Origin of the sequence: Nostoc sp. FACHB-110 (assembly GCF_014697425.1) — a bacterium.
GTDB lineage: Bacteria > Cyanobacteriota > Cyanobacteriia > Cyanobacteriales > Nostocaceae > Nostoc_B.
Genome location: NZ_JACJRU010000013.1, coordinates 1 through 19,932, shown reverse-complemented (window position 1 = coordinate 19,932; position 19,932 = coordinate 1). Strand labels below are relative to the sequence as shown.

General features: G+C 42.1%; 17 protein-coding genes and 1 pseudogene. 12 read left to right on the top strand and 6 right to left on the bottom strand.

All coding sequences use genetic code 11. The features are described 5' to 3' along the window. Positions 1-20: 20 nt before the first annotated feature. Positions 21-1,271, top strand: a complete 1,251-nt coding sequence (locus H6G69_RS14400) for a competence/damage-inducible protein A (RefSeq protein WP_190687938.1) — start codon at positions 21-23, stop codon at positions 1,269-1,271. Here the strand turns inward: H6G69_RS14400 and H6G69_RS14395 are convergent. From H6G69_RS14395 to H6G69_RS14385, 3 genes are all read right to left on the bottom strand, one after another. Next, positions 1,236-1,403: a hypothetical protein gene (locus tag H6G69_RS14395; protein WP_190687935.1), complete on the bottom strand. Its 168-nt coding sequence runs from the start codon at positions 1,401-1,403 to the stop codon at positions 1,236-1,238. The two genes, H6G69_RS14400 and H6G69_RS14395, sit on opposite strands and share 36 nt — an antisense overlap. Then, positions 1,385-1,771 (bottom strand): response regulator, encoded by a 387-nt coding sequence (locus tag H6G69_RS14390; protein WP_190687933.1) that lies wholly within the window; start codon positions 1,769-1,771, stop codon positions 1,385-1,387. Before H6G69_RS14390 ends, H6G69_RS14395 begins: the two co-directional genes overlap by 19 nt. 117 nt (positions 1,772-1,888) lie before the next feature. Next, entirely contained in the window at positions 1,889-6,754 is a 4,866-nt protein-coding gene (locus H6G69_RS14385) for a response regulator (protein WP_190687930.1), read from the bottom strand. Between the two features lie 415 nt (positions 6,755-7,169). Here H6G69_RS14385 and H6G69_RS14380 point away from each other — a divergent pair, with 415 nt between their 5' ends. The 8 genes from H6G69_RS14380 (at position 7,170) to H6G69_RS14345 (ending at position 14,347) form a co-directional block, all read left to right on the top strand. Next, positions 7,170-7,700, top strand: a complete 531-nt coding sequence (locus H6G69_RS14380) for a universal stress protein (protein ID WP_190687927.1) — start codon at positions 7,170-7,172, stop codon at positions 7,698-7,700. Between the two features lie 205 nt (positions 7,701-7,905). Beyond that, on the top strand, positions 7,906-8,418 hold the full coding sequence (hoxE, locus tag H6G69_RS14375; protein ID WP_190687925.1) for a bidirectional hydrogenase complex protein HoxE: 513 nt from the start codon (positions 7,906-7,908) through the stop codon (positions 8,416-8,418). Continuing rightward, positions 8,405-10,000 (top strand): NuoF family protein, encoded by a 1,596-nt coding sequence (locus H6G69_RS14370; RefSeq protein ID WP_190687921.1) that lies wholly within the window; start codon positions 8,405-8,407, stop codon positions 9,998-10,000. The genes hoxE and H6G69_RS14370 overlap by 14 nt, the downstream gene beginning before the upstream one ends. Before the next feature lie 284 nt (positions 10,001-10,284). Then, positions 10,285-11,001: a bidirectional hydrogenase complex protein HoxU gene (gene hoxU / locus H6G69_RS14365; protein ID WP_190687918.1), complete on the top strand. Its 717-nt coding sequence runs from the start codon at positions 10,285-10,287 to the stop codon at positions 10,999-11,001. A gap of 33 nt (positions 11,002-11,034) precedes the next feature. Beyond that, positions 11,035-11,565, top strand: a complete 531-nt coding sequence (locus H6G69_RS14360; RefSeq protein ID WP_190687915.1) for a DUF3122 domain-containing protein — start codon at positions 11,035-11,037, stop codon at positions 11,563-11,565. Positions 11,566-11,630: 65 nt separating this feature from the next. After that, entirely contained in the window at positions 11,631-12,176 is a 546-nt protein-coding gene (locus H6G69_RS14355; protein WP_190687914.1) for an oxidoreductase, read from the top strand. Positions 12,177-12,243: 67 nt separating this feature from the next. Continuing rightward, complete coding sequence (locus H6G69_RS14350; protein ID WP_190687911.1) at positions 12,244-12,849, top strand: CBS domain-containing protein; 606 nt, start codon at positions 12,244-12,246, stop codon at positions 12,847-12,849. A 46-nt stretch (positions 12,850-12,895) separates the two neighbouring features. Continuing rightward, positions 12,896-14,347, top strand: a complete 1,452-nt coding sequence (locus H6G69_RS14345) for a Ni/Fe hydrogenase subunit alpha (protein ID WP_190687895.1) — start codon at positions 12,896-12,898, stop codon at positions 14,345-14,347. Here the strand turns inward: H6G69_RS14345 and H6G69_RS14340 are convergent. The 3 genes and pseudogenes from H6G69_RS14340 to H6G69_RS14330 form a co-directional block, all read right to left on the bottom strand. After that, positions 14,325-14,876, bottom strand: coding sequence for a peroxiredoxin (locus tag H6G69_RS14340; protein ID WP_190687894.1), 552 nt, complete (start codon positions 14,874-14,876; stop codon positions 14,325-14,327). The genes H6G69_RS14345 and H6G69_RS14340 overlap by 23 nt on opposite strands. A gap of 160 nt (positions 14,877-15,036) precedes the next feature. Further along, a pseudogene (locus H6G69_RS14335) lies at positions 15,037-15,372 on the bottom strand (DUF4351 domain-containing protein); the annotation flags it as partial. 20 nt (positions 15,373-15,392) lie between these two features. Next, positions 15,393-16,010 (bottom strand): TetR/AcrR family transcriptional regulator, encoded by a 618-nt coding sequence (locus H6G69_RS14330; RefSeq protein WP_190687888.1) that lies wholly within the window; start codon positions 16,008-16,010, stop codon positions 15,393-15,395. A 378-nt stretch (positions 16,011-16,388) separates the two neighbouring features. Here H6G69_RS14330 and H6G69_RS14325 point away from each other — a divergent pair, with 378 nt between their 5' ends. The 3 genes from H6G69_RS14325 to H6G69_RS14315 all read left to right on the top strand — a co-directional run bounded on the left by H6G69_RS14325 (position 16,389) and on the right by H6G69_RS14315 (position 19,601). After that, positions 16,389-17,585, top strand: coding sequence for an HlyD family efflux transporter periplasmic adaptor subunit (locus H6G69_RS14325; RefSeq protein ID WP_190687886.1), 1,197 nt, complete (start codon positions 16,389-16,391; stop codon positions 17,583-17,585). A 71-nt stretch (positions 17,586-17,656) separates the two neighbouring features. Beyond that, the gene (gene devC, locus H6G69_RS14320; protein ID WP_397326927.1) at positions 17,657-18,832 is read left to right on the top strand and encodes an ABC transporter permease DevC; all 1,176 of its coding nucleotides are present in this window, start codon (positions 17,657-17,659) and stop codon (positions 18,830-18,832) included. A 61-nt stretch (positions 18,833-18,893) separates the two neighbouring features. After that, positions 18,894-19,601, top strand: coding sequence for a DevA family ABC transporter ATP-binding protein (locus tag H6G69_RS14315; protein ID WP_190687883.1), 708 nt, complete (start codon positions 18,894-18,896; stop codon positions 19,599-19,601). The last annotated feature ends 331 nt before the right edge of the window (positions 19,602-19,932 follow it).

The following is a 19,932-nucleotide window of genomic DNA, read 5'->3' as shown; positions in this document are numbered from 1 at the left end:
TTACCTTTTGCTTTAGTTATATGAGTGCAGAAATTATTTGTGTTGGCACTGAACTATTGTTAGGCGATATCCTCAACGGTAATTCTCAATATCTTGCCCAACAATTAGCGCAACTAGGCATTCCTCACTATTATCAAACAGTAGTTGGGGATAACCCAGAAAGATTAAAGCAAGTTATAGAAATTGCTATTTCCAGAGCAAATATTTTAATTTTTACTGGTGGTCTTGGCCCTACACCAGATGACCTGACTTGTGAAACTATTGCTGATTTTTTCGGTGCGCCTTTGGTAGAACGCCCAGAAATTATTGAAGATATCACTCACAAATTTGCCCAACGCGGTCGCGTGATGACACCCACCAACCGCAAGCAAGCGTTAATTCCCCAAGGTGCAGAAATTTTACCCAATCCCACAGGCACAGCACCAGGGATCATTTGGCAGCCTCGTCCGGAAGTTACAATTTTTACTTTCCCTGGTGTTCCTAGTGAAATGTACAGGATGTGGCAAGAAACAGCAGTACCGTTTCTACAAAACCAAGGCTGGGGTAAAGAAATTATCCATAGCCGGAGTTTAAGGTTTTGGGGGATTGGAGAGTCGGCTTTAGCAGAAAAAGTTGCGCCTTATTTTGACTTACCCAACCCGACAGTTGCACCTTACGCAGGCAAGGGAGAAGTGAGATTGCGAATTTCTGCCAAAGCTCCTTCAGAAGCAGCTGCCGAGGAACTAATTGCACCTGTGGAGAAAGTGCTAAAAGAAATTGCTGGGTTGGATTGTTATGGTGCGGATGATGATACTTTAGCTTCAGTGGTTGGTGAATTGTTGCGATCGCAAAGCGAAACTTTATCAGTGGCAGAATCATGCACTGGTGGTGGTTTGGGGCAAATGTTAACGGAGATTGCTGGCAGTTCTGATTATTTTTGGGGTGGGGTAATTTCTTACGACAACTCAGCCAAGGTGCGGCTATTAGGGGTAAACCCAGAAGATTTACAGCAATTTGGTGCTGTTAGCCCTGTGGTGGCTGAACAAATGGCAATTGGGGTTAAAAGCCGCTTAGAAACTACTTGGGGATTGAGTATTACAGGAATTGCTGGCCCTGGTGGCGGAACGGATACCAAGCCTGTGGGTTTGGTTTATATCGGGTTAGCTGGGCCAAACGATGAAGTGAAAAGTTTTGAATATCGTTTTGGGACAATGCGCGAGCGCGCTTTTATCCGTCATTTAAGCGCGTGTACTGCGCTAGATTTGCTGCGTCGGCGGTTGTTGATGAGGTAGGCAAAAAGCGATCGCTTGTGTAATGCGATCGCTTTTTTGGTAATCAATCTTAAGACCATTGTTTAACGCAAAGAGGCGCAAAGGTAAACGCAAAGTTACGCGGAGGGTTTTTTCTAGTTTTCTAGTTGCCAACCGAGGGCAGTAGCTACTTGGCTAGCTAATTCTAGGGGGTTGAAGGGTTTAGCGATCGCTGTTACTATACCCATTTGAGAATAGCGGCGGCGGTCAGTTGCTTGAATTTTTGCAGTTAATAAAATAACAGGAATTTGTTTAGTTGCGGCGTTGGCTTGGAGTTTTTCAAAGGTAGTAATGCCATCCATATCAGGCATCATCACATCTAGCAAAATCGCATCTGGTTGGTAAGTTTCAGCTTGAGTAATACCTTCTTTTCCTGAACTCGCCGTCATCACATCCCAACCTGCAACGGTTTCTAAACAAATCTTGGCGACTTCTTGAATATACTGCTCGTTATCTACTACAAGAATCCGTTTCGCGGTCATGATTAAGTACCAATAGCGATCATGCTTATTTCTAAACTGTTTATGGAGGTAGGGAGTAGGGAGTAGATTTATGTTTAATTTCTACACAAACTGCTTTAAACAGAATTTCCCCATTCCCTACTCCCCATAATTTTGAGTGATCCGTTGAAGTAGTTCCATGACTCGTTGTTCAAATTCTTGGGTGGTGACTCGTCCTTTGGTCAAAAATTCTGTATGTCCTAGCTTCAAGCGTTCGCGCTCAGATTCATCTAAGTCTTTGGCAGAGTAAACAACTACAGGCATATGACAAAGTTGATTGTGTTGCTTTAACCAATCAACTACCACAAAACCATCGATTTCTGGCAAAATCAAGTCAAGAATTAACAAATCTGGTGTAACTTCTTGGCTGAGGTGAATAGCATCTCGTCCGGTTTGAGCTAAACAAGTTTCGATATCATGGCGTTCAAATAAGGTAATTAGTAAGTCTGCTAAGTCGTTGTCATCTTCCACAATTAAAATGCGGGCGCGTTTAGAAGGTTTAGCGACAACTTGTTTGAGTGATTGTAAAAGAAAACTTTCTTGAACTGGTTTACTCACCCAATCAACAAAATCTGTCATAGATTTGTTATTGGTATTGGATTTGTAAACGCTACAAATCACAATGGGAATGTCTTTGGTATCGGCGCGTTCTTTTAAAACTGCCATTGTTTCCCAGCCGTTCATTCCTGGCATGAGTAAATCGAGTAAAATTACATCTGGGCGTTGTTCGGCGGCGATCGCGATCGCTTCTTCACCAGTAGCAACTGTTACCACGCGATAACCGCCTTGTTGGAGGAGGGTTTGCACTTCATTACGAATGCTTTGGTCATCGTCACAAACTAAAACCAGTGGTGAGTAAGGATGAGGCAATAGACACTGGGGCGTGGGTAATGCTGCATCGAGAAGTTTAGCAGTTTTTTGTACAGGCAATGTAAAGTAAAATGTACTACCTTCCCCTACAGTACTTTCTACCCAAATTTGACCACCATGCTGTTGAACAATACTTTTACAAATGGCTAAACCCAAGCCTGTACCATCATGGTTGCGAGAATCGGAAGAGTCAACTTGTTGAAACCGTTCAAAGATACTATCAAGTTTGTCGGCGGGAATACCACGACCTTGGTCTTTAACTTGAATCACTACCTCGTCTTGTTGTGGTTGAATTTCTAAGTTGACTGTCTCCCCTGGCGGCGAAAATTTAATTGCATTACTTAATAAGTTAGTTAAGGTTTGCACAATTCGGTCAGGATCAGCCCAGAGCCTAACAGATAAGCTAGAAACAGATAAGTTGACTTGTGCTTTTTGGGCTAGCGGCTGCATCACATTGACTGCGGACTGAATCAAATCTTCTAGGTTGCAGGTTTCCCGCTCCATTTTCACTTTGCCTGATTCAATGCGTTCAATGTCTAAAATGTCGTTAATTAAACGCACTAAACGCTCAGTGCTGTCTGTGGCAATTTGCAGCAAGCGTTTGCCTTGTTCGGAGTCTGGTTTTAATAAGCCACTAGTCAGCATTCCCAAAGAGCCATGAATTGAAGTTAAAGGTGTGCGGAGTTCGTGACTCACTACCGAAACAAACTCATCTTTCATTCGCTCGATTTGCTTGCGCTCTGTGACATCACGCAAAATAACTGTATAGTAAACTTCCTCGCCCATGTTGAGTTTAGAAATCGAAGCTTCGGCGGGAAATTCTTTGCCATCTTTGCGCTGACCAAATAATTCTTGGCGTTCACCCATCCGTCGCGCTAAACTCGCAGAATTACCAAATTCCGCTACATGGTGGCGATGAGATTGGACAAATCTGAGTGGTAAAAGGATATCGAGTTTCTGTCCTATCACTTCTTGGGCAGAATAGCCAAAGATTTTCTCGGCTCCTTGGTTAAATAAAGTAATTTGTTGGCTGCTGTCAATCGAAATAATCGCATCATCAGCTATATCTAAAATTCTGGCGAGTTTCACTTGCGAAACACGCAGTTCTTCTTCTACCCGTTGGCGTTCATCTAGTTCTGATTGCAATTGTTGGTTAACTTTGATTAATTCGGCAGTCCGTTCCACTACGCGCATTTCCAGTTCGTTATTGGCTTTTTGCAGAGCCACTTCGGTATGTTTGCGATGGGAGATATTGCGCGCTACCACAACCGCCGCTGATTTTTGTTGGTATTCGCAAGGTGCTGCTACTACTTCTAGATGAATCACATTGCCATTCAAGCAGATAAACTTTTCTTCGTTTAAGGGAACTGGCTGTTTAACTTCTTTAAGATATTGAATGCGTTCTTGGACTGATGCTTGCGAGTCGGAATGTACAAACTCAAGCACTGGTTTACCTAAAAGGTTGTTGGCTTTGGTAGCACCAAACAGTTTGATAGCCGCCGCATTGACAAACACAAATTTGCCTTCGCTTTGAATGAAGATGGCTTCGGGGCAGATTTCGACTAGTTGGGTGTAACTAGCTTGACTTTCTTGTAATGCTGCTTGAACTTTGGCGCGATCGCGTTGATTGCGTAATGCTACAATCCCATAAGCTAAATCTTCAGACAATTCTCGTAAAAGTTTCACTTCGTCTGCATCAAAAGCATTCGGTTCAGTGGCATAAATATTCAACGCGCCAAAAACCACACCGTTAGCTTTTAAAGGTAAGGCAATAGAGGCAGCAAAACCACGCTCTTGAGCTTGACAACGCCAAACTTCGTATCTCTCATCAGTCAAAATGTTTTGAATGATGGAGATTTGACCTGTCCGAATGGCTGTACCTGTCGGCCCTTGACCGTGGACTGTATCTGACCAAGTAAGCTGAAGATTTGCTAAATAGCCATTGTCACAACCAAATTGCGCTACCGGAGCAACAGTTTTGTCGCTATCTTGTTCGGCAAAACCGACCCAGGCTAACCGATAGCCACCAACTTCCACTAGAATTTGGCAAATTCTTTCAACTAAATCTTGTTCATCTTGTGTACGCACTATCACTTGATTGCAATGACTTAATGTTTGCAGTGTGCGATTAATTCGCCGAATTTCTGTTTCGACTTGAGGAGATAAAGTTGGGGTAACGGCTGTTTTCTCTTGTTTGGGTGGGGTTTGGGTCATACGTTTGAGCAATTTTATCCGCTCTAAACGATTAATAATCCGCGTTACTAGTTCTGGCCCGACTATGGGTTTACTGACAAAATCATCTGCACCCACGCTATAGACTTGATTGACAATCTCCGCGTCGCTGTGGACTGTTAAAAATAAGATGGGTAACTCACTCCAATTAGGGTCATTCCTGACGACTTGGCATAGTTCAATCCCATTGCTGTGGGGCATTTCCACATCGAGAATGAGTAAGTCGGGATTGACAGTTTCTAAAGTTTCCCAAAACCGTCGCGGATCATCTAAAGTAATGACTTGTAATCCCCAAGGAGTCAGTAAAGTTTGTAACACTGCTAAAATTTTGGGATCGTCATCTACGGCGAGGATTTTGGCTTCTGCTTGGGGTGCTTTTTGGATGAAGTGTGCGATCGCCTCTTTTACTTGCAAAGCAGACATGGGCTTTTGTAAAAATGTATGTTCGCCGTGGCGGGCAAGTTGTAAGCGATTGGCAAAGTCTGTTTGCTCGGTAAAAACTAATACTGGTACAGGCGGTTTTCGCTGCGCTAATTCGGCGATAAAACTCCAACTATCTTCTTGCTGCTCAGAAAAACTTGGATCAAGTAACACTGCGCTAGGATGCTCTCGGTATAGCAGATTTCTGGCACTATTTAGGTTAGTGGCAATATTGATTTGAAATTCTTGTGGGGAAGCGATTTGGGCTAGTTGCTCGCTAAAGGTGCGATCTCGATCTACTACCAAAACTAAAGGTAATTCATCGTGAGTTGCGGTTGAAGTTGGCTGATTCTGTTCTTTAACTTGAATTTCTTGACGTAATAACTTCACCCAATTTTGTAATTTCGTCGCATTTTCTGATGTTAAAGATGGCCCTGTTTTGAGTAGTTGTTCAATTTTGCGCGCCAATTTCGAGCCATCAGCCAAACCAAATGTCCCCAAGGAACCAGCTAAGGTATGCGCCTCTTGAATTGCTTGGCTCAACAATGCTGAATTTAAAGATTTTTGGCTACTAGCTGCGGCTTGTTCTAGCACCTTGACTTGCTCATCCACTCTTCCTTGAAATCTTTGCCAAACTCCGGCTATGGCTTTCAGTGTTGCTGGCTGGGGTGCTGTTTCTGCTTTTGGCTGGGGATTTTTTGATTTGGATGGGAGAACCTTTTCGCTTTTTTGATGTCCGTTGGTGGGAGTTGCAGAGATTTTTTCTTCTTCTTGCTGTTTGAGTCGATAACCAATTCCATAGACTGTTTCAACCAAATCACCAGGCGCTCCCACAGCTTTTAATCTTTGCCTTAAGCCTTTGATATGAGTCCGAACAGCTTCCTCACCAGGTGTATCTTCATACGACCACAGATGTTCTAAAATCATGCCACAGCTAAAGACGCGGCGGCTATTACGTAAGAATAACTCTAAAAGTGCATATTCTTTAGGAGTTAATGATAGTAAATCGTCTCTATAGGTGACTTCACAACTACTAGGATCAAGACGTAAATTTCCCCACTCTAAAATAGGCTGTGATGTTGTCCCACCACGGCGCAATAAAGCTCTGACACGGGCGACTAATTCTTCTTCAGCAAAAGGTTTCACTACATAATCATCTGCACCTGCATCTAATCCAATTGCCTTTTCGTGGCTACTATCACACCCTGTTAACAAGAGGATGGGCATTTGCAAATTGTGGGAGCGGATTTGCCGACAAAGACTAATCCCATCTAGCTTCGGCAACATGACATCTAACAAAACTAAATCATAATCGTATGTTTGAATTAGTTCCCAAGCAACTTCGCCGTCATTTGCTACCTCCACTGCATAGTTTTGGTTAGTCAGCACGGCTGTAAGTGCATAGGCGTTTAACTCATCATCCTCGACGACTAAAATTTTCATATTTAATACTAGATTTTAATGATGTTAGAGAATGAGCCGATAACTTTAAATTAAAAAACCAAAAAATATTTTTATTTCCTATATTAATAGTGTCACTAAATTAGCTAAAATTAATCTTATTTTACAAATATCTACATTTTTCCGAATTTAACTATATATATTTTTATATCCTTAAAGGATATTTACATCTGTCCTCACAAGTTCCTCAAATTGTTGTTCTATAAAAAATAATAGATGTGATGGTGCAGTTCCCTATGGTATTGCTCCTAGCGAAATAGAATATTTATCTTCATAATTTGCCGCATCTAATAGGGTAGAGTTTGCAGGTAAAAATCTTTAATTACTGCTGTTTTTACATCTCCCGACCACAACTTAAATAACTAATAAATATTAGCAATCAAAGCCAGAGGTCTATATGCTGAAAAAAATTTTAGTTGCATTGGATCGCTCGGAAATGGGACAAAAAGTGTTTGAGCAAGCATTAGCTTTTGCAAAAGCGATGTCAGCCCAATTGCTTTTACTTCATGTTTTATCTCCTGAAGAAGATGGCAGCCCTTATATTCCTATGTTATCTAATGTTGACTACTACCCAGGTTTAAGTGGTCAAAGTTTAGATTTATATCAAAAGCAGTGGGAACGCTTTCAAAATGAAGGCTTAAAGATGTTGCAAGCTTACTGCGCGCAAGCAAATACAGCCGAAGTCACCACAGAATTTACGCAAGTGTTAGGTAATCCTGGCAGTACAATTTGTCGGATGGCGGTGCAATGGGAAGCGGATTTAATTATTATGGGACATCGCGGCCGCTCTGGATTTGCAGAATTGTTTTTGGGCAGTGTGAGTAATTATGTGCTACACCATGCCGCTTGTTCGGTTTATATCGTGAATTATCCCAATAGTAAAAAAAGTACCGAGAAAGTTGTAGTTACAGCTAACACTCAAGCTTGATCTAAAAAGCAGACAAGGTAAGAAGAAAACTATTTTTGTTCTTTTTTGTCTGCTTAATTCTTCATCTTTCGTACCATTTCATGCCAAATAATGATCCAAATTTATGGGTTTTTCTGCTTTCCCCCTGCCCTATTTGGAGCGAATTTAAAGTGAAACGGTATGATTTGCGATCGCAAATCTCGAATCACCAGTCTTGAGCATAACAATGACCAGTGCTACCCCTGTTGTTTCGCCCCATCCCAGTGGTGACAAACGTCTCAAGATGCTAGATGCAGCGATGAAGCGTCATCAGTATCAACAAGATGCCTTAATTGAAATTCTGCATAAAGCCCAAGAAATTTACGGATATTTAGCCAACGATTTATTACTATACGTTGCCCACAAATTAAAGCTTCCACCCAGTCGAGTGTATGGTGTGGCAACTTTTTATCATTTATTTTCTTTAGCACCCCAAGGCATTCATAGTTGTGTAGTGTGTACGGGTACGGCTTGTTATGTCAAAGGCGCGCCAGCAATCTTGGCAAACGTCGAAAAAACTACTGGGATTCATACGGGTGAAACGACAGCAGACGGACAAATCTCACTGCTAACAGCAAGATGTTTAGGTGCGTGTGGGATTGCACCTGCTGTGGTACTTGATGGCCAAGTTTTAGGCAATCAAACCCCAGAATCCGTTGGTGAACGTATGACAGGATGGCTAGAACATGGAACTAAATGAATTACTCGCAATTGCCAATCAAGAACGTTCCCAAGCCAAACCAGTAAAAATTCGCTGTTGTACCGCCGCAGGTTGTTTGTCTGCAAACTCTCAAGCCATTAAACATGAACTCGAAGTCGGGATCAAAGCCGAAGGCTTAGAAAAAGATGTAGAAGTTTGTGGTGTTGGCTGTATGCGTCTATGTTGCCAAGGGCCGTTGGTGCAAGTGGACACGCCCGCCGACACTAAACTTTATCAAAAAGTAACTACTAAAGATGTATTTGGCATCATTGAAGGATTAGACGGAGGCAAAATCAATGTTAGTGAGATAGATTTATCCCAGCCATTTTTTACATATCAAAAACCGATTGTTTTAGAAAATAGCGGCAAAATTGACCCAGAAAAGATTCAAGCTTATATTGCTGCCGAAGGTTATCAAGCACTTTATCATGTGTTGCGCGAGATGACCCCAACAGAGGTAGTAGAGACAATTACTCGCAGTGGTTTAAGAGGAAGAGGTGGCGCAGGTTATCCCACAGGAATCAAATGGGCGACAGTTGCCAAAGCCAAAAGCGATCGCAAATTTGTCATCTGTAACGCTGATGAAGGCGACCCTGGCGCATTTATGGATCGCAGCGTTCTAGAAAGCGATCCCCATCGAGTTCTAGAAGGAATGGCGATCGCTGGCTATGCTGTCGGAGCCAGTCAAGGTTATATTTATGTCCGGGCAGAATATCCCATTGCCATTCATCGCCTGCAAACTGCCATCCATCAAGCCCAACGCCTTGGTTTATTAGGTAGTCAAATTTTTGAATCTCCCTTCGACTTCAAAATCGATATCCGCATTGGTGCTGGGGCTTACGTTTGCGGCGAAGAAACCGCCTTAATGGCTTCTATCGAAGGTAAACGCGGCGTTCCCCATCCCCGTCCACCCTATCCCGCCGAATCTGGTTTGTGGGGACATCCCACCTTAATTAACAACGTCGAAACCTTTGCTAACATCTCGCCGATTATTCGTAAAGGTGCTGATTGGTTTGCCAGTATTGGTACTGCTAAAAGCAAAGGAACCAAAGTATTTGCCCTAGCTGGCAAAATCCACAACACAGGTTTAATTGAAGTGCCAATGGGGACTTCTTTACGGCAAATTGTTGAAGAAATGGGTGGCGGTATTCCTGAAGGTGGTACAGCTAAAGCAGTACAAACAGGTGGCCCTTCCGGAGGATGTATCCCTGCTTCCGCTTTTGATACACCTGTTGATTACGAGTCTCTCTCTAACCTTGGTTCTATGATGGGTTCCGGCGGCATGATTGTGATGGATCAAACTACCAACATGGTGGATGTTGCCCGCTTTTTCATGGAATTTTGTATGGATGAATCTTGTGGTAAGTGCATTCCTTGTCGGGTGGGGACTGTACAGTTACACAAATTATTGACCAAGATTCGCCAAGGCCAAGCAACCCACACTGATTTGCAACTACTAGAAGAACTATGCGATATGGTGAAGCACACCAGTCTGTGTGGTTTAGGACAGTCCGCACCAAATCCTGTGTTTAGTACATTGCACTACTTTCGAGATGAGTACTTAGAGTTGATTAGGGGTTAGGACTGGGGATTAGTACAACAAGGCAAAAGTCAAAAGGCAAAAGTCAAAATTATGATACTACAAGCCTTTTAGCAATTTCCGATGGTCTGTTTATTTACGCCAACCTGTACTAGTTACAGATATTACTTAACTTCTAATACCATTTCACGAAAATCCTGATACAAATACATTGGTTTTTAATTCTTTCTCCCTGCCCCCTGCTCCCTGCACCCCTGCGACCCATTTGTATCAAAATTCAAGTGAAACCTTATAACCCCTAGCCTCTAGTCCCTAACCCCCAACCTATGACAGTAAAAACCTTAACAATTGACACTCAACTAGTCAGCGCCCGCGAGGAGGAAACGGTATTAGAAGCGGCGCAAGCGGCGGGAATTTATATCCCCACACTTTGCCATCTTTCAGGTGTGAGTGATGTGGGTGCTTGTAGATTGTGTTTGGTAGAAATTGTGGGTAGTAACAAATTACAACCTGCCTGTGTGACCAAAGTTGCTGAGGGAATGGACGTAATTACTCAAAGCGATCGCCTGCAAAAATACCGCCGCACAATTATTGAAATGCTCTTTGCAGAAGGTAATCACGTTTGTTCGGTGTGTGTAGCCAATGGTAATTGCGAACTCCAAAACCTCGCCATTGAACTCGGTATGGATCATGTGCGCTTAGACTATCACTTCCCGCAACGCCAAGTGGATGTTTCACACGATCGCTTTGGTCTTGACCATAACAGGTGTATCCTTTGTACACGCTGCATCCGTGTTTGTGACGAAATCGAAGGCGCACATACTTGGGATATGGCAGGTAGAGGCACAAATTCCCATGTGATTACTGATTTAAGCCAACCTTGGGGAACATCTCAAACTTGTACATCCTGCGGTAAATGCGTCAATGCTTGCCCCACAGGAGCTATTTTTTACCAAGGTTCTAGTGTTGGCGAAATGAAACGCGATCGCGCCAAACTCAATTTTTTAGTTACCGCACGAGAACAACAGGAATGGAATTTGTAGCCGTTGACTCTCAAACTGTACCAGGAGGTGAACATGAAACTCCCGCGTATCCGCCGCATATTTTGGTGGCTGCTATCGCTAAGTATTTTGACAATATTTATATTCCTGGGTTTATGCAGCCCTGCATCGCAAATTGCGATCGCTGCTGTCACAAAATTAGAGGCCGTACCAGGCGAAATAGTTTATCGCTCACAAACAAAATTAGATGACCAATCAGGACAAGTCTGGCAAACTGTTCTGTTTAAGCAAATTTACCCCGGTCAAGACATAAGTATCAATTTACGACTTGTGGGTTTTCCCAACTCAGCTGAATTAATTCATCCCCAACCCCTCAAAATAACTACTGCTTCCGGTCAAATCTTCACTGCGGCTGACGTTTTCTTAGATGAAGCACCAGCCCCAACCATCGCTCAGTACGACTTGAAAAATATCTTGCCTCAATTACCCAACGCACCACTACAACTAGGTATCCCTTTACCCGGTCAAAAATTTATCAACATCTCAGTTCCACAATCCATTGTGCAAGAGTGGCGACAAATCCTCACTGCCAATTCTGGAAATTGACAATGAGGACTAAAACTCTGCGCCACTCTGCGCTTGACTCAGCGTACCTTTGCGTTTAAAAAACTATGACTCGCTTACGACTAGCAACAGTATGGTTAGGTGGCTGTTCTGGCTGTCATATGTCCTTTCTCGACTTGGACGAATGGCTGATTGACTTAGCTGGACAAGTGGATTTTGTTTACAGCCCTTTCGCTGATATTAAAGAATATCCCAACGATGTAGATGTAGTGTTAGTTGAAGGTGCGATCGCTAATGAAGAACACCTCACAACCATCCGCACAGTCAGAGAACGTTCCAAAATCATCATTTCCTTTGGTGACTGTGCCGTTACTGGCAATGTCACAGCCTTGCGTAATCCTTTGGGTAGTGCCGAACCTGTCCTCCAACGTTGTTACATCGAATTAGTTGATATTCATCCACAAATTCCCCAAGAAGCAGGCATTGTCCCCCAACTACTAGATAAAGTCATCCCTGTACACTACGTAGTCCCTGTTGATATTTATTTACCTGGTTGTCCACCTACCGCAACTCGCATCCGTGCAGCATTAGAGCCAATTTTGCAAGGTCAAAAACCGCAACTCGCAGGCCGCGAACTAATCAAATTTGGTTGAATTTGGGAAACAAGACAGGAGACAAAAAAAATACAACTATTCAGCACTCTTCTATAGGAGATTAATCATGTTAAAAGCCGCAGATGTTATGACAAAAGATGTCGCCACTATCCGCAGTTCCGCCACAGTCGCAGAAGCCGTGGAATTGATGCGAGCTAGAGATTGGCGCGCATTGATTGTAGACCGTCGTCACGCACAAGACGCTTACGGCATTATCAGCGAGAGCGATATTGTCTATAAAGTTATCGCCTACGGTAAAGACCCCCATAAAACCCGTGTCTATGAGGTGATGACGAAGCCTTGTATAGCTATAAATCCTGACCTGGGTTTAGAATACGTCGCGCGGTTGTTTGCTCAACATCACTTGCACAGAGCGCCTGTGATTCAAGGTGAACTGGTGGGGATCATCTCTCTGACCGATATTTTGGCTTTAAGTGACTTTATCGAACAACCCCAGTCACTTCTATTAGAGCAACAACTACAAGCAGAAATTAAAAAAGCTCGTGCAGTCTGTAGCGAGAAAGGCGTACATTCCGAAGAATGTGCCGCAGCTTGGGATGCAGTTGATGAAATGCAATCAGAAATAGCCCACCAAACAGCCGAAATAATTGATAGAACAGCCTTTGATGATTTTGAAGAGTTTCCAGAAAGCCTCAAGTCTGTAGACGCATAGCGGCTTGCCGCAGGCTAGTCTGAAATTTCTATTTGAGCAATAACAAATGAATAAAAAAATAATTATTGATCCTGTTACCCGCATTGAAGGACACGCCAAGATTAGTATTTTTTTAGATGATGCTGGTCAAGTGAGTAATGCTCACTTTCATGTCACCGAATTTCGCGGGTTTGAAAAGTTTTGTGAGGGTCGTCCACTGTGGGAAATGCCAGGCATTACCGCACGGGTTTGTGGTATTTGTCCTGTGAGTCACTTGTTAGCTTCTGCTAAAGCAGGCGATCGCATTTTAGCTGTCACTATCCCACCAGCAGCTGTTAAACTCCGACGGTTGATGAATTTAGGACAAATTATTCAATCCCACGCGTTGAGTTTTTTCCACCTCAGCGCGCCTGATTTCTTATTGGGAATGGATAGTGATCCCCAAATACGTAATGTTTTTGGTTTAATTGCCGCAGAACCAGAATTCGCCCGTGGTGGAATTCGTCTGCGCCAGTTTGGGCAAGAAATTATTGAGTTCCTAGGAGGACAAAAGATTCACCCAGCCTGGGCTATTCCTGGTGGTGTGCGAGAACCACTCACACCAGAAAAACGTGACCAAATTCAAAACCGCATTCCTGAAGCACGTACAACCATTTTGGATGCTTTAGCTAAATTTAAAAACTTGCTTGATAATTACCAGGCTGAAGCCCAAACCTTTGGTAACTTCCCCAGTTTGTTTATGGGTTTAGTCACTCCTACTGGTTTGTGGGAAACTTATGACGGCAATCTTCGCTTTGTAGACAGTGTAGGTAATATTATTGCTGATAAACTCGACCCTTCACGTTATCAACAATTTATCGGGGAAGCAATTCAACCAGATTCTTACTTAAAATCTCCCTACTATCGACCTCTTGGGTATCCTGAGCAACAAGACTATTGCCGTTTAGATGGGGGAATGTATCGGGTAGGGCCACTAGCAAGGCTCAATATTTGTCATCGTATCGGTACACTATTAGCTGATCAAGAGTTACAAGAATTCCGCGATCGTGGTCAAGGTACAGTCAAATCATCTTTCTTTTATCACTATGCCCGCTTAATCGAAATTCTCGCTGGTATTGAACATATCGAAATGTTACTGGATGATCCAGATATATTATCAAAACGACTCCGGGCAGAAGCTGGCATTAACCAACTAGAAGGAGTCGGTGTTAGCGAAGCACCACGCGGCACATTGTTCCATCACTATCAAGTTGATGAAAACGGTTTACTGCAAAAAGTAAACTTTATCATTGCCACTGGTCAAAATAATCTAGCAATGAATCGGACAGTCGCCCAAATCGCCCGCCATTTTATTCAAGGTAACGAAATTACTGAAGGAATGCTCAACCGTGTAGAAGCAGGAATTCGTACCTTTGATCCCTGCTTAAGTTGTTCAACCCACGCTGCCGGACAAATGCCTTTACAAATTCAATTAATTGCAGCCAATGGTAATATAATCAATCAAGTTGTGCGGCATTAAATTGTGCTAACAATGTCTCTACACTAGCATTGTGATCTAAAAAAGAAAATAAATGTCTATAAACTAATTTACCATTTTTATCTAACACAAATTGTGCTGGTAAAGGCGCGCCTAATGCTTGCCCTACCTTGTATCTGCGAAATACGTGACAACTTGGGTCACTTAATAAGGGCATTTTTAAACCTAAATCTTGGACAACAATTTGACTTTGTTTTTCATCAGTACTCGTAATCATCAAAACTTCGATACCATGATTTGAAAATTCCTCATAATTTTCATTCAAAGCTTTAATATGAGGATAACAAAACGGGCAATATTGCTTTTCAGTAAAGATTCTCGTAAAGGCAAGTAATACAGGTTGCTTACCTCGATAATCTGACAATTTAACTAAAGTACCGTTAGTGATATCTGGTAACTGAAAATCTGGTGTTCCTATCTCTAATCTAAAGTAACTAGTCGCTGGTATTGGCAAAAAGTTACGAAAAAATCTTTCATTAAATAAGCCACTAAAATCAGTTGAAGTTAGCATATTTTTCTCTTTGAAATCATAACCCCAATTTCGTCTCAGCAATTATGCTAAATTGGCGTTTTTAACTACCATCTAAACGCCATCATGAATTGTCTTATCATATTATTCTGAAGCTTTGCTGTTGTAGTTCTTGCAGCCTACAACTAGCTCAAAGTTAAATTTATTGCCGGTCTAGCCAAGTTTGTAAATCAGCCAAACTCGTAAAATCTAACAATGCTTCACTCAAATTTTCCAACACAGGTAAAGGTAAACCAGTAATTGCAGAACGCATTTCCTCTGAGAGTTCGCCAAATCGCTTAGTTAGCTGTCGAATTACAAGTTTAACTGTAGCTTCCTCACGACCTTCCTCACGCCCTTCTTCCTTAATTTCTTGATAAACTCTGGTTTCTTTGAGTGTGATTCCCAGCATAGACTCAACCTCCATCCTGCTTAATTGTTCAAATTTGTACACCATAATTGTTGTGATCATCTCTATTATGGCGCGACTGCCTGGCTCAGTCAGTTCTTGAGTTCCTCTTAATCAGCACAGTTAACAATTAGATGGGTTAAAGCATCAATTAAGCGATCGCTGTCCATTGGCATAATATTTTTACCGTGCATAATCTCTTGCGTCATCACAAAATGCACCAGTGAACCTATAAGTATTCTGGCTGTCGCTTCTGGGTCAGGTATATTCAATTCCGAACGCGATGCTAAATATTTACTGATAGTCTCTATGGCTGGTTTGGCAATGCTACCGATAAAAATTTGGGCTAATTCGGGAAATCGGGCTGACTCTCCCATCAATAACCTTTCAAATGCTTGATATTCTTGGTCATTCACCATCTGATCTAAGGCGGTTTTCGCTAGCCCCCGCAACACTAGATAAGGTTCTCCTTGGAGTGGTTGCGTCCCTAAAATAGAGTGAAACCGCTTTCTCGCCAGTCTTTCGATTAATGCCCGAAATAGTCCCTCTTTATCTTGAAAGTGGCTGTATACTGTGGCTTTAGAAACTCCCGCCGCCTCTGCTACTTTATCCATACTGGTGGCTGCGTAGCCGTGGGCAAGAAACTCCTGCATTGCGCCTTGCAGAATCTTAGCGATTTTTTCGGTTGAATTAGAACGGTCAGTTTCTCCCACTTTTTGACGTGCCATTTTACAATAATCCTGATTTTGCCAACAGTCTGAAAATTTTCTTTAGCTGTAACAAGTTACTCGAAAGTATAATCAGCGATGTTTTTTAATAGTGAATACTCTTTGGCGATCGCTTGACTAAACTAATCCGTTTAGTATAATTCAAATTATATGACTATACGGTTTAGTTTTGTAATCCGCACTTCATTGTTCATGAAAAACCGTAGTAAGTGACAGGTGACAGATGATAGGTTAAAAGCCTTTTAGTTTCTAAGTTTTATCATCTGCATAAGTTCTAACTACCTTGGCTATTGCTTTACATCCAAACTGGGCATTTACCAAAATTTAATTTCTCTTTCATTTAAAAACCAATTTGGAATTGTTCAAAGGTATGCTATTGTGCAGAACTCAAAGCTAGACGGTTCCATCTCGTTTCTATCGGTTCTCAGACCACCGATTTTTATAGCAATTCTGGTAACTTTAACTGTCATTGGTAGCAGTATTTTTACTGTATTGAAATTTCGAGAAACTGCTAATCAAAAAGCGCAAGTACAAACATCACTACTGCCAGAAATTAAAACAGTCACAGCTTTAGGAAGAATAGAACCAAAGGGAAAAGTTATTAAACTCTCGGCTTCTACATCAACAGAAGTAAGTCGAGTCGAACAGCTATTAATTAATGAAGGGGATAAAGTTAAAGCCGGGCAAGTAATTGCCATTTTAGACAATCGCGATCGCTTACAAGCAGCTTATCAAGAAGCGCAAGAACAAGTCAAAGTCGCCCAAGCCAACCTCAACCGCATCAAAGCCGGGGCAAAACGTGGCGAAGTTTCTGCCCAAACCGCGACAATTGCCCGTTTAGAAGCAGAACGTCTTGGTGATATTGCAGCCCAAACAACAACTGTCGCCCGCTTACAAGCCGAAGTCCAAAACGCTGTAGTTGAAGATAAACGTTATCAAGCCCTCTATCAAGAAGGTGCAATTGCGGCTTCCCAAAGAGATAGTAAACGCTTAACCTTAGAAACTGCTCAAAAAAATCTCCAAGAAGCCCAAGCCCAGTTAAAACGCACTCAAGCAACCAGCCAACAGAAAATCAAAGAAGCCACAGCCACGCTAGACAAAATTACCGAAGTGCCGAAAGTTGATGTCGAAGCAGCCCAAGCAGAAGTTAGCCGGGCGATCGCCGCGATGAATCAAGCTAAGGTAAATTTAGAACAAGCTTACGTGCGATCGCTCCAAGATGGGCAAGTATTTGAAATCCACACCCGCCCGGGCGAATTAGTATCTAACGATGGGATAGCTGATATTGGACAGACAAATCAGATGTACGCCGTCGCTGAAGTTTATGAAAGTGACATCGGCAAAGTCACCCCAGGACAGAAAGTACAAATAGTTGGTGACTTTTTACCAATTGAATTGCAGGGAACAGTAGAACGCAAAGGTTTACAAGTGCGAAAGCAAAATGTAGTTAACACTGACCCCATCAGCAATATTGATAACCGAGTAGTAGAAGTATATATCCGACTAGATAAAGCATCTAGCCAGAAAGCAGCCAGCCTCAGCAATATGCAAGTCAAAGTAGTCATTGAACTTTGAAAAAGAGGTTGTAGGGAAACAGAGAAAATTTATAACTCAGCACTTTCAACTCAGCACTCAGCACTTAACTTATGATGAAATTAATCAAACGAATGCAGCGACGCACACCGTTAGGATGGCTGCAATTAAGTCATGAAAAAAGCCGTTTGCTAGTGGCATTATCAGGTATTGCTTTTGCTGATGTGTTGATGTTTATGCAGCTTGGGTTTGAGACTGCATTGTATGACAGCAACACTAGACTGCATCGCAGTTTAGAAGCAGACATTGTATTAATTAGTCCTCAAGCCCGTAACTTACAAAGTATGTCTTCGTTTTCGCGGCGGCGACTGTATCAAGCGATGGATGTACCGGGTGTAAACTCAGCCGAAGCAATGTATTTCAGTAATAGTATTTGGAAGAATCCTCAAACGCGGCGTGAAACAGGGGTGTTAGTTATTGGTTTAAATCCAGATAAGCCAGCCTTTGATTTACCCGATGTCAATCAGCAATTGCAAAGCATAAAACTACCCGATCATGTCCTATTCGATCGCGGTGCAAGAGGCGATTATCAACAAGCAATCGCGCAAATCGATCAAGGGCAAACCCTCACCACGGAAATAGAACGACGCACCATCAGAATTACTGGCTTATTTAAAGTTGGTGCTTCCTTTGGGGCAGATGGCAGTTTGATTACCAGCGATCAAAACTTTTTACGCATATTTTCTCGCCGACAAGCTAACAGTATCAGCTTAGGTTTGATTCGAGTCAAACCTGGTTATGATGCAAAACAAGTAGCAATAGCATTAAAAGCCCATCTTAGAGATGATGTCAAAGTGCTAACTTATGCGGAATTTATTGAATTTGAAAACAATTTTTGGCGCACCAATTCACCCATCGGATTTATTTTTAGTTTAGGCGTATCAATGGGTTTTGTCGTCGGAGTAATTATTGTTTATCAAGTGCTTTCAACAGATGTGAATACCCATATTAAAGAATACGCCACTTTTAAAGCTATTGGTTATCGTAATTACTATCTGCTGAGTGTAATTTTTGAAGAAGCTTTAATTTTAGCTGTATTAGGATTTATCCCAGGTGTAGCTGTATCCTTAGGGCTTTACCAGATAACACGCGCCGCCACAAATTTACCCATATACATGACTTTAATTCGGGGGTTGCAAGTAATAATTTTAACTTTTATTATGTGTGCTGTTTCTGGGGCGATCGCTACACGCAAACTGCAATCTGCTGACCCTGCTGATATGTTTTAAAACTAGTCATTAGTCATTTGTAGCTAAGAATTATCAATAACTCAGTTAAATAGAATTATTTATGGCTTTTGAACCAATTATTTCTATCTATAATCTCAACCACTATTTTGGTTATGGTACGCTGCGTAAGCAAGTTTTATTTAATATCAACTTAGAAATTAATGCCGGAGAAATTATTATCTTAACTGGCCCATCTGGCTCAGGGAAAACAACATTATTAACTTTAGTTGGGGGGTTGCGTTCTTCACAGTTTGGTAGCTTACAGGTTTTAGGGCAAGAACTTTGTGGCGCAAGTGCAGAAAAATTAGTGCAGACACGCCGCCATAACGGTTATATTTTTCAGGCGCACAACTTACACGGGAGTTTAACAGCACTCCAAAATGTGAAGATGGGCTTAGAACTGCATCAGCACATTGACTCTCAAGAGATAGATATCTGTTCAACTGCGATGCTAGAGCAAGTAGGTTTAGGAAGTCGCCTCCATTACTATCCTGATAAACTGTCTGGAGGGCAAAAACAACGAGTTGCGATCGCCCGTGCTTTGGTAAGCTACCCTAAAATCGTCTTAGCTGATGAACCAACCGCCGCCCTTGATAGCCAATCAGGTAGAGACGTAGTTAACTTAATGCAAAAACTAGCCAGAGAGCAAGGTTGTACCATTTTGATGGTGACTCATGACAACCGCATTTTAGACATAGCCGATCGCATCATTCAGATGGAAGACGGCAAATTAGTACAAGCAGCCGGAAGTAAAATGCTTCAATGTTAGCAACTGATAAATTTGTGGAAATTGGTTGTCAGCAAACCCATCAATCCCACCCCCTTGAACCCCTAAACCCTTGATTATCAATGATTCACACTTTCGTCGTGTGTTTGCAATATCGCTGTCATACCAATATGCAATATTAAAAAATGTATTTGGTTACAAAATGCTTTTTTTTGGGTTCAAGGTAGGGCTTCCTACCTTTTTTTATTGATCGATGACAACCCATCCTGCTCCGAAAAACTTACTTAAACTTACTCAAAGAAAGTTGATTGGGTTAACGTTTTCTTCTTGCTTCGTCCAAGGTAGACGGCTACTTCTTGTCCACAAGCGATTC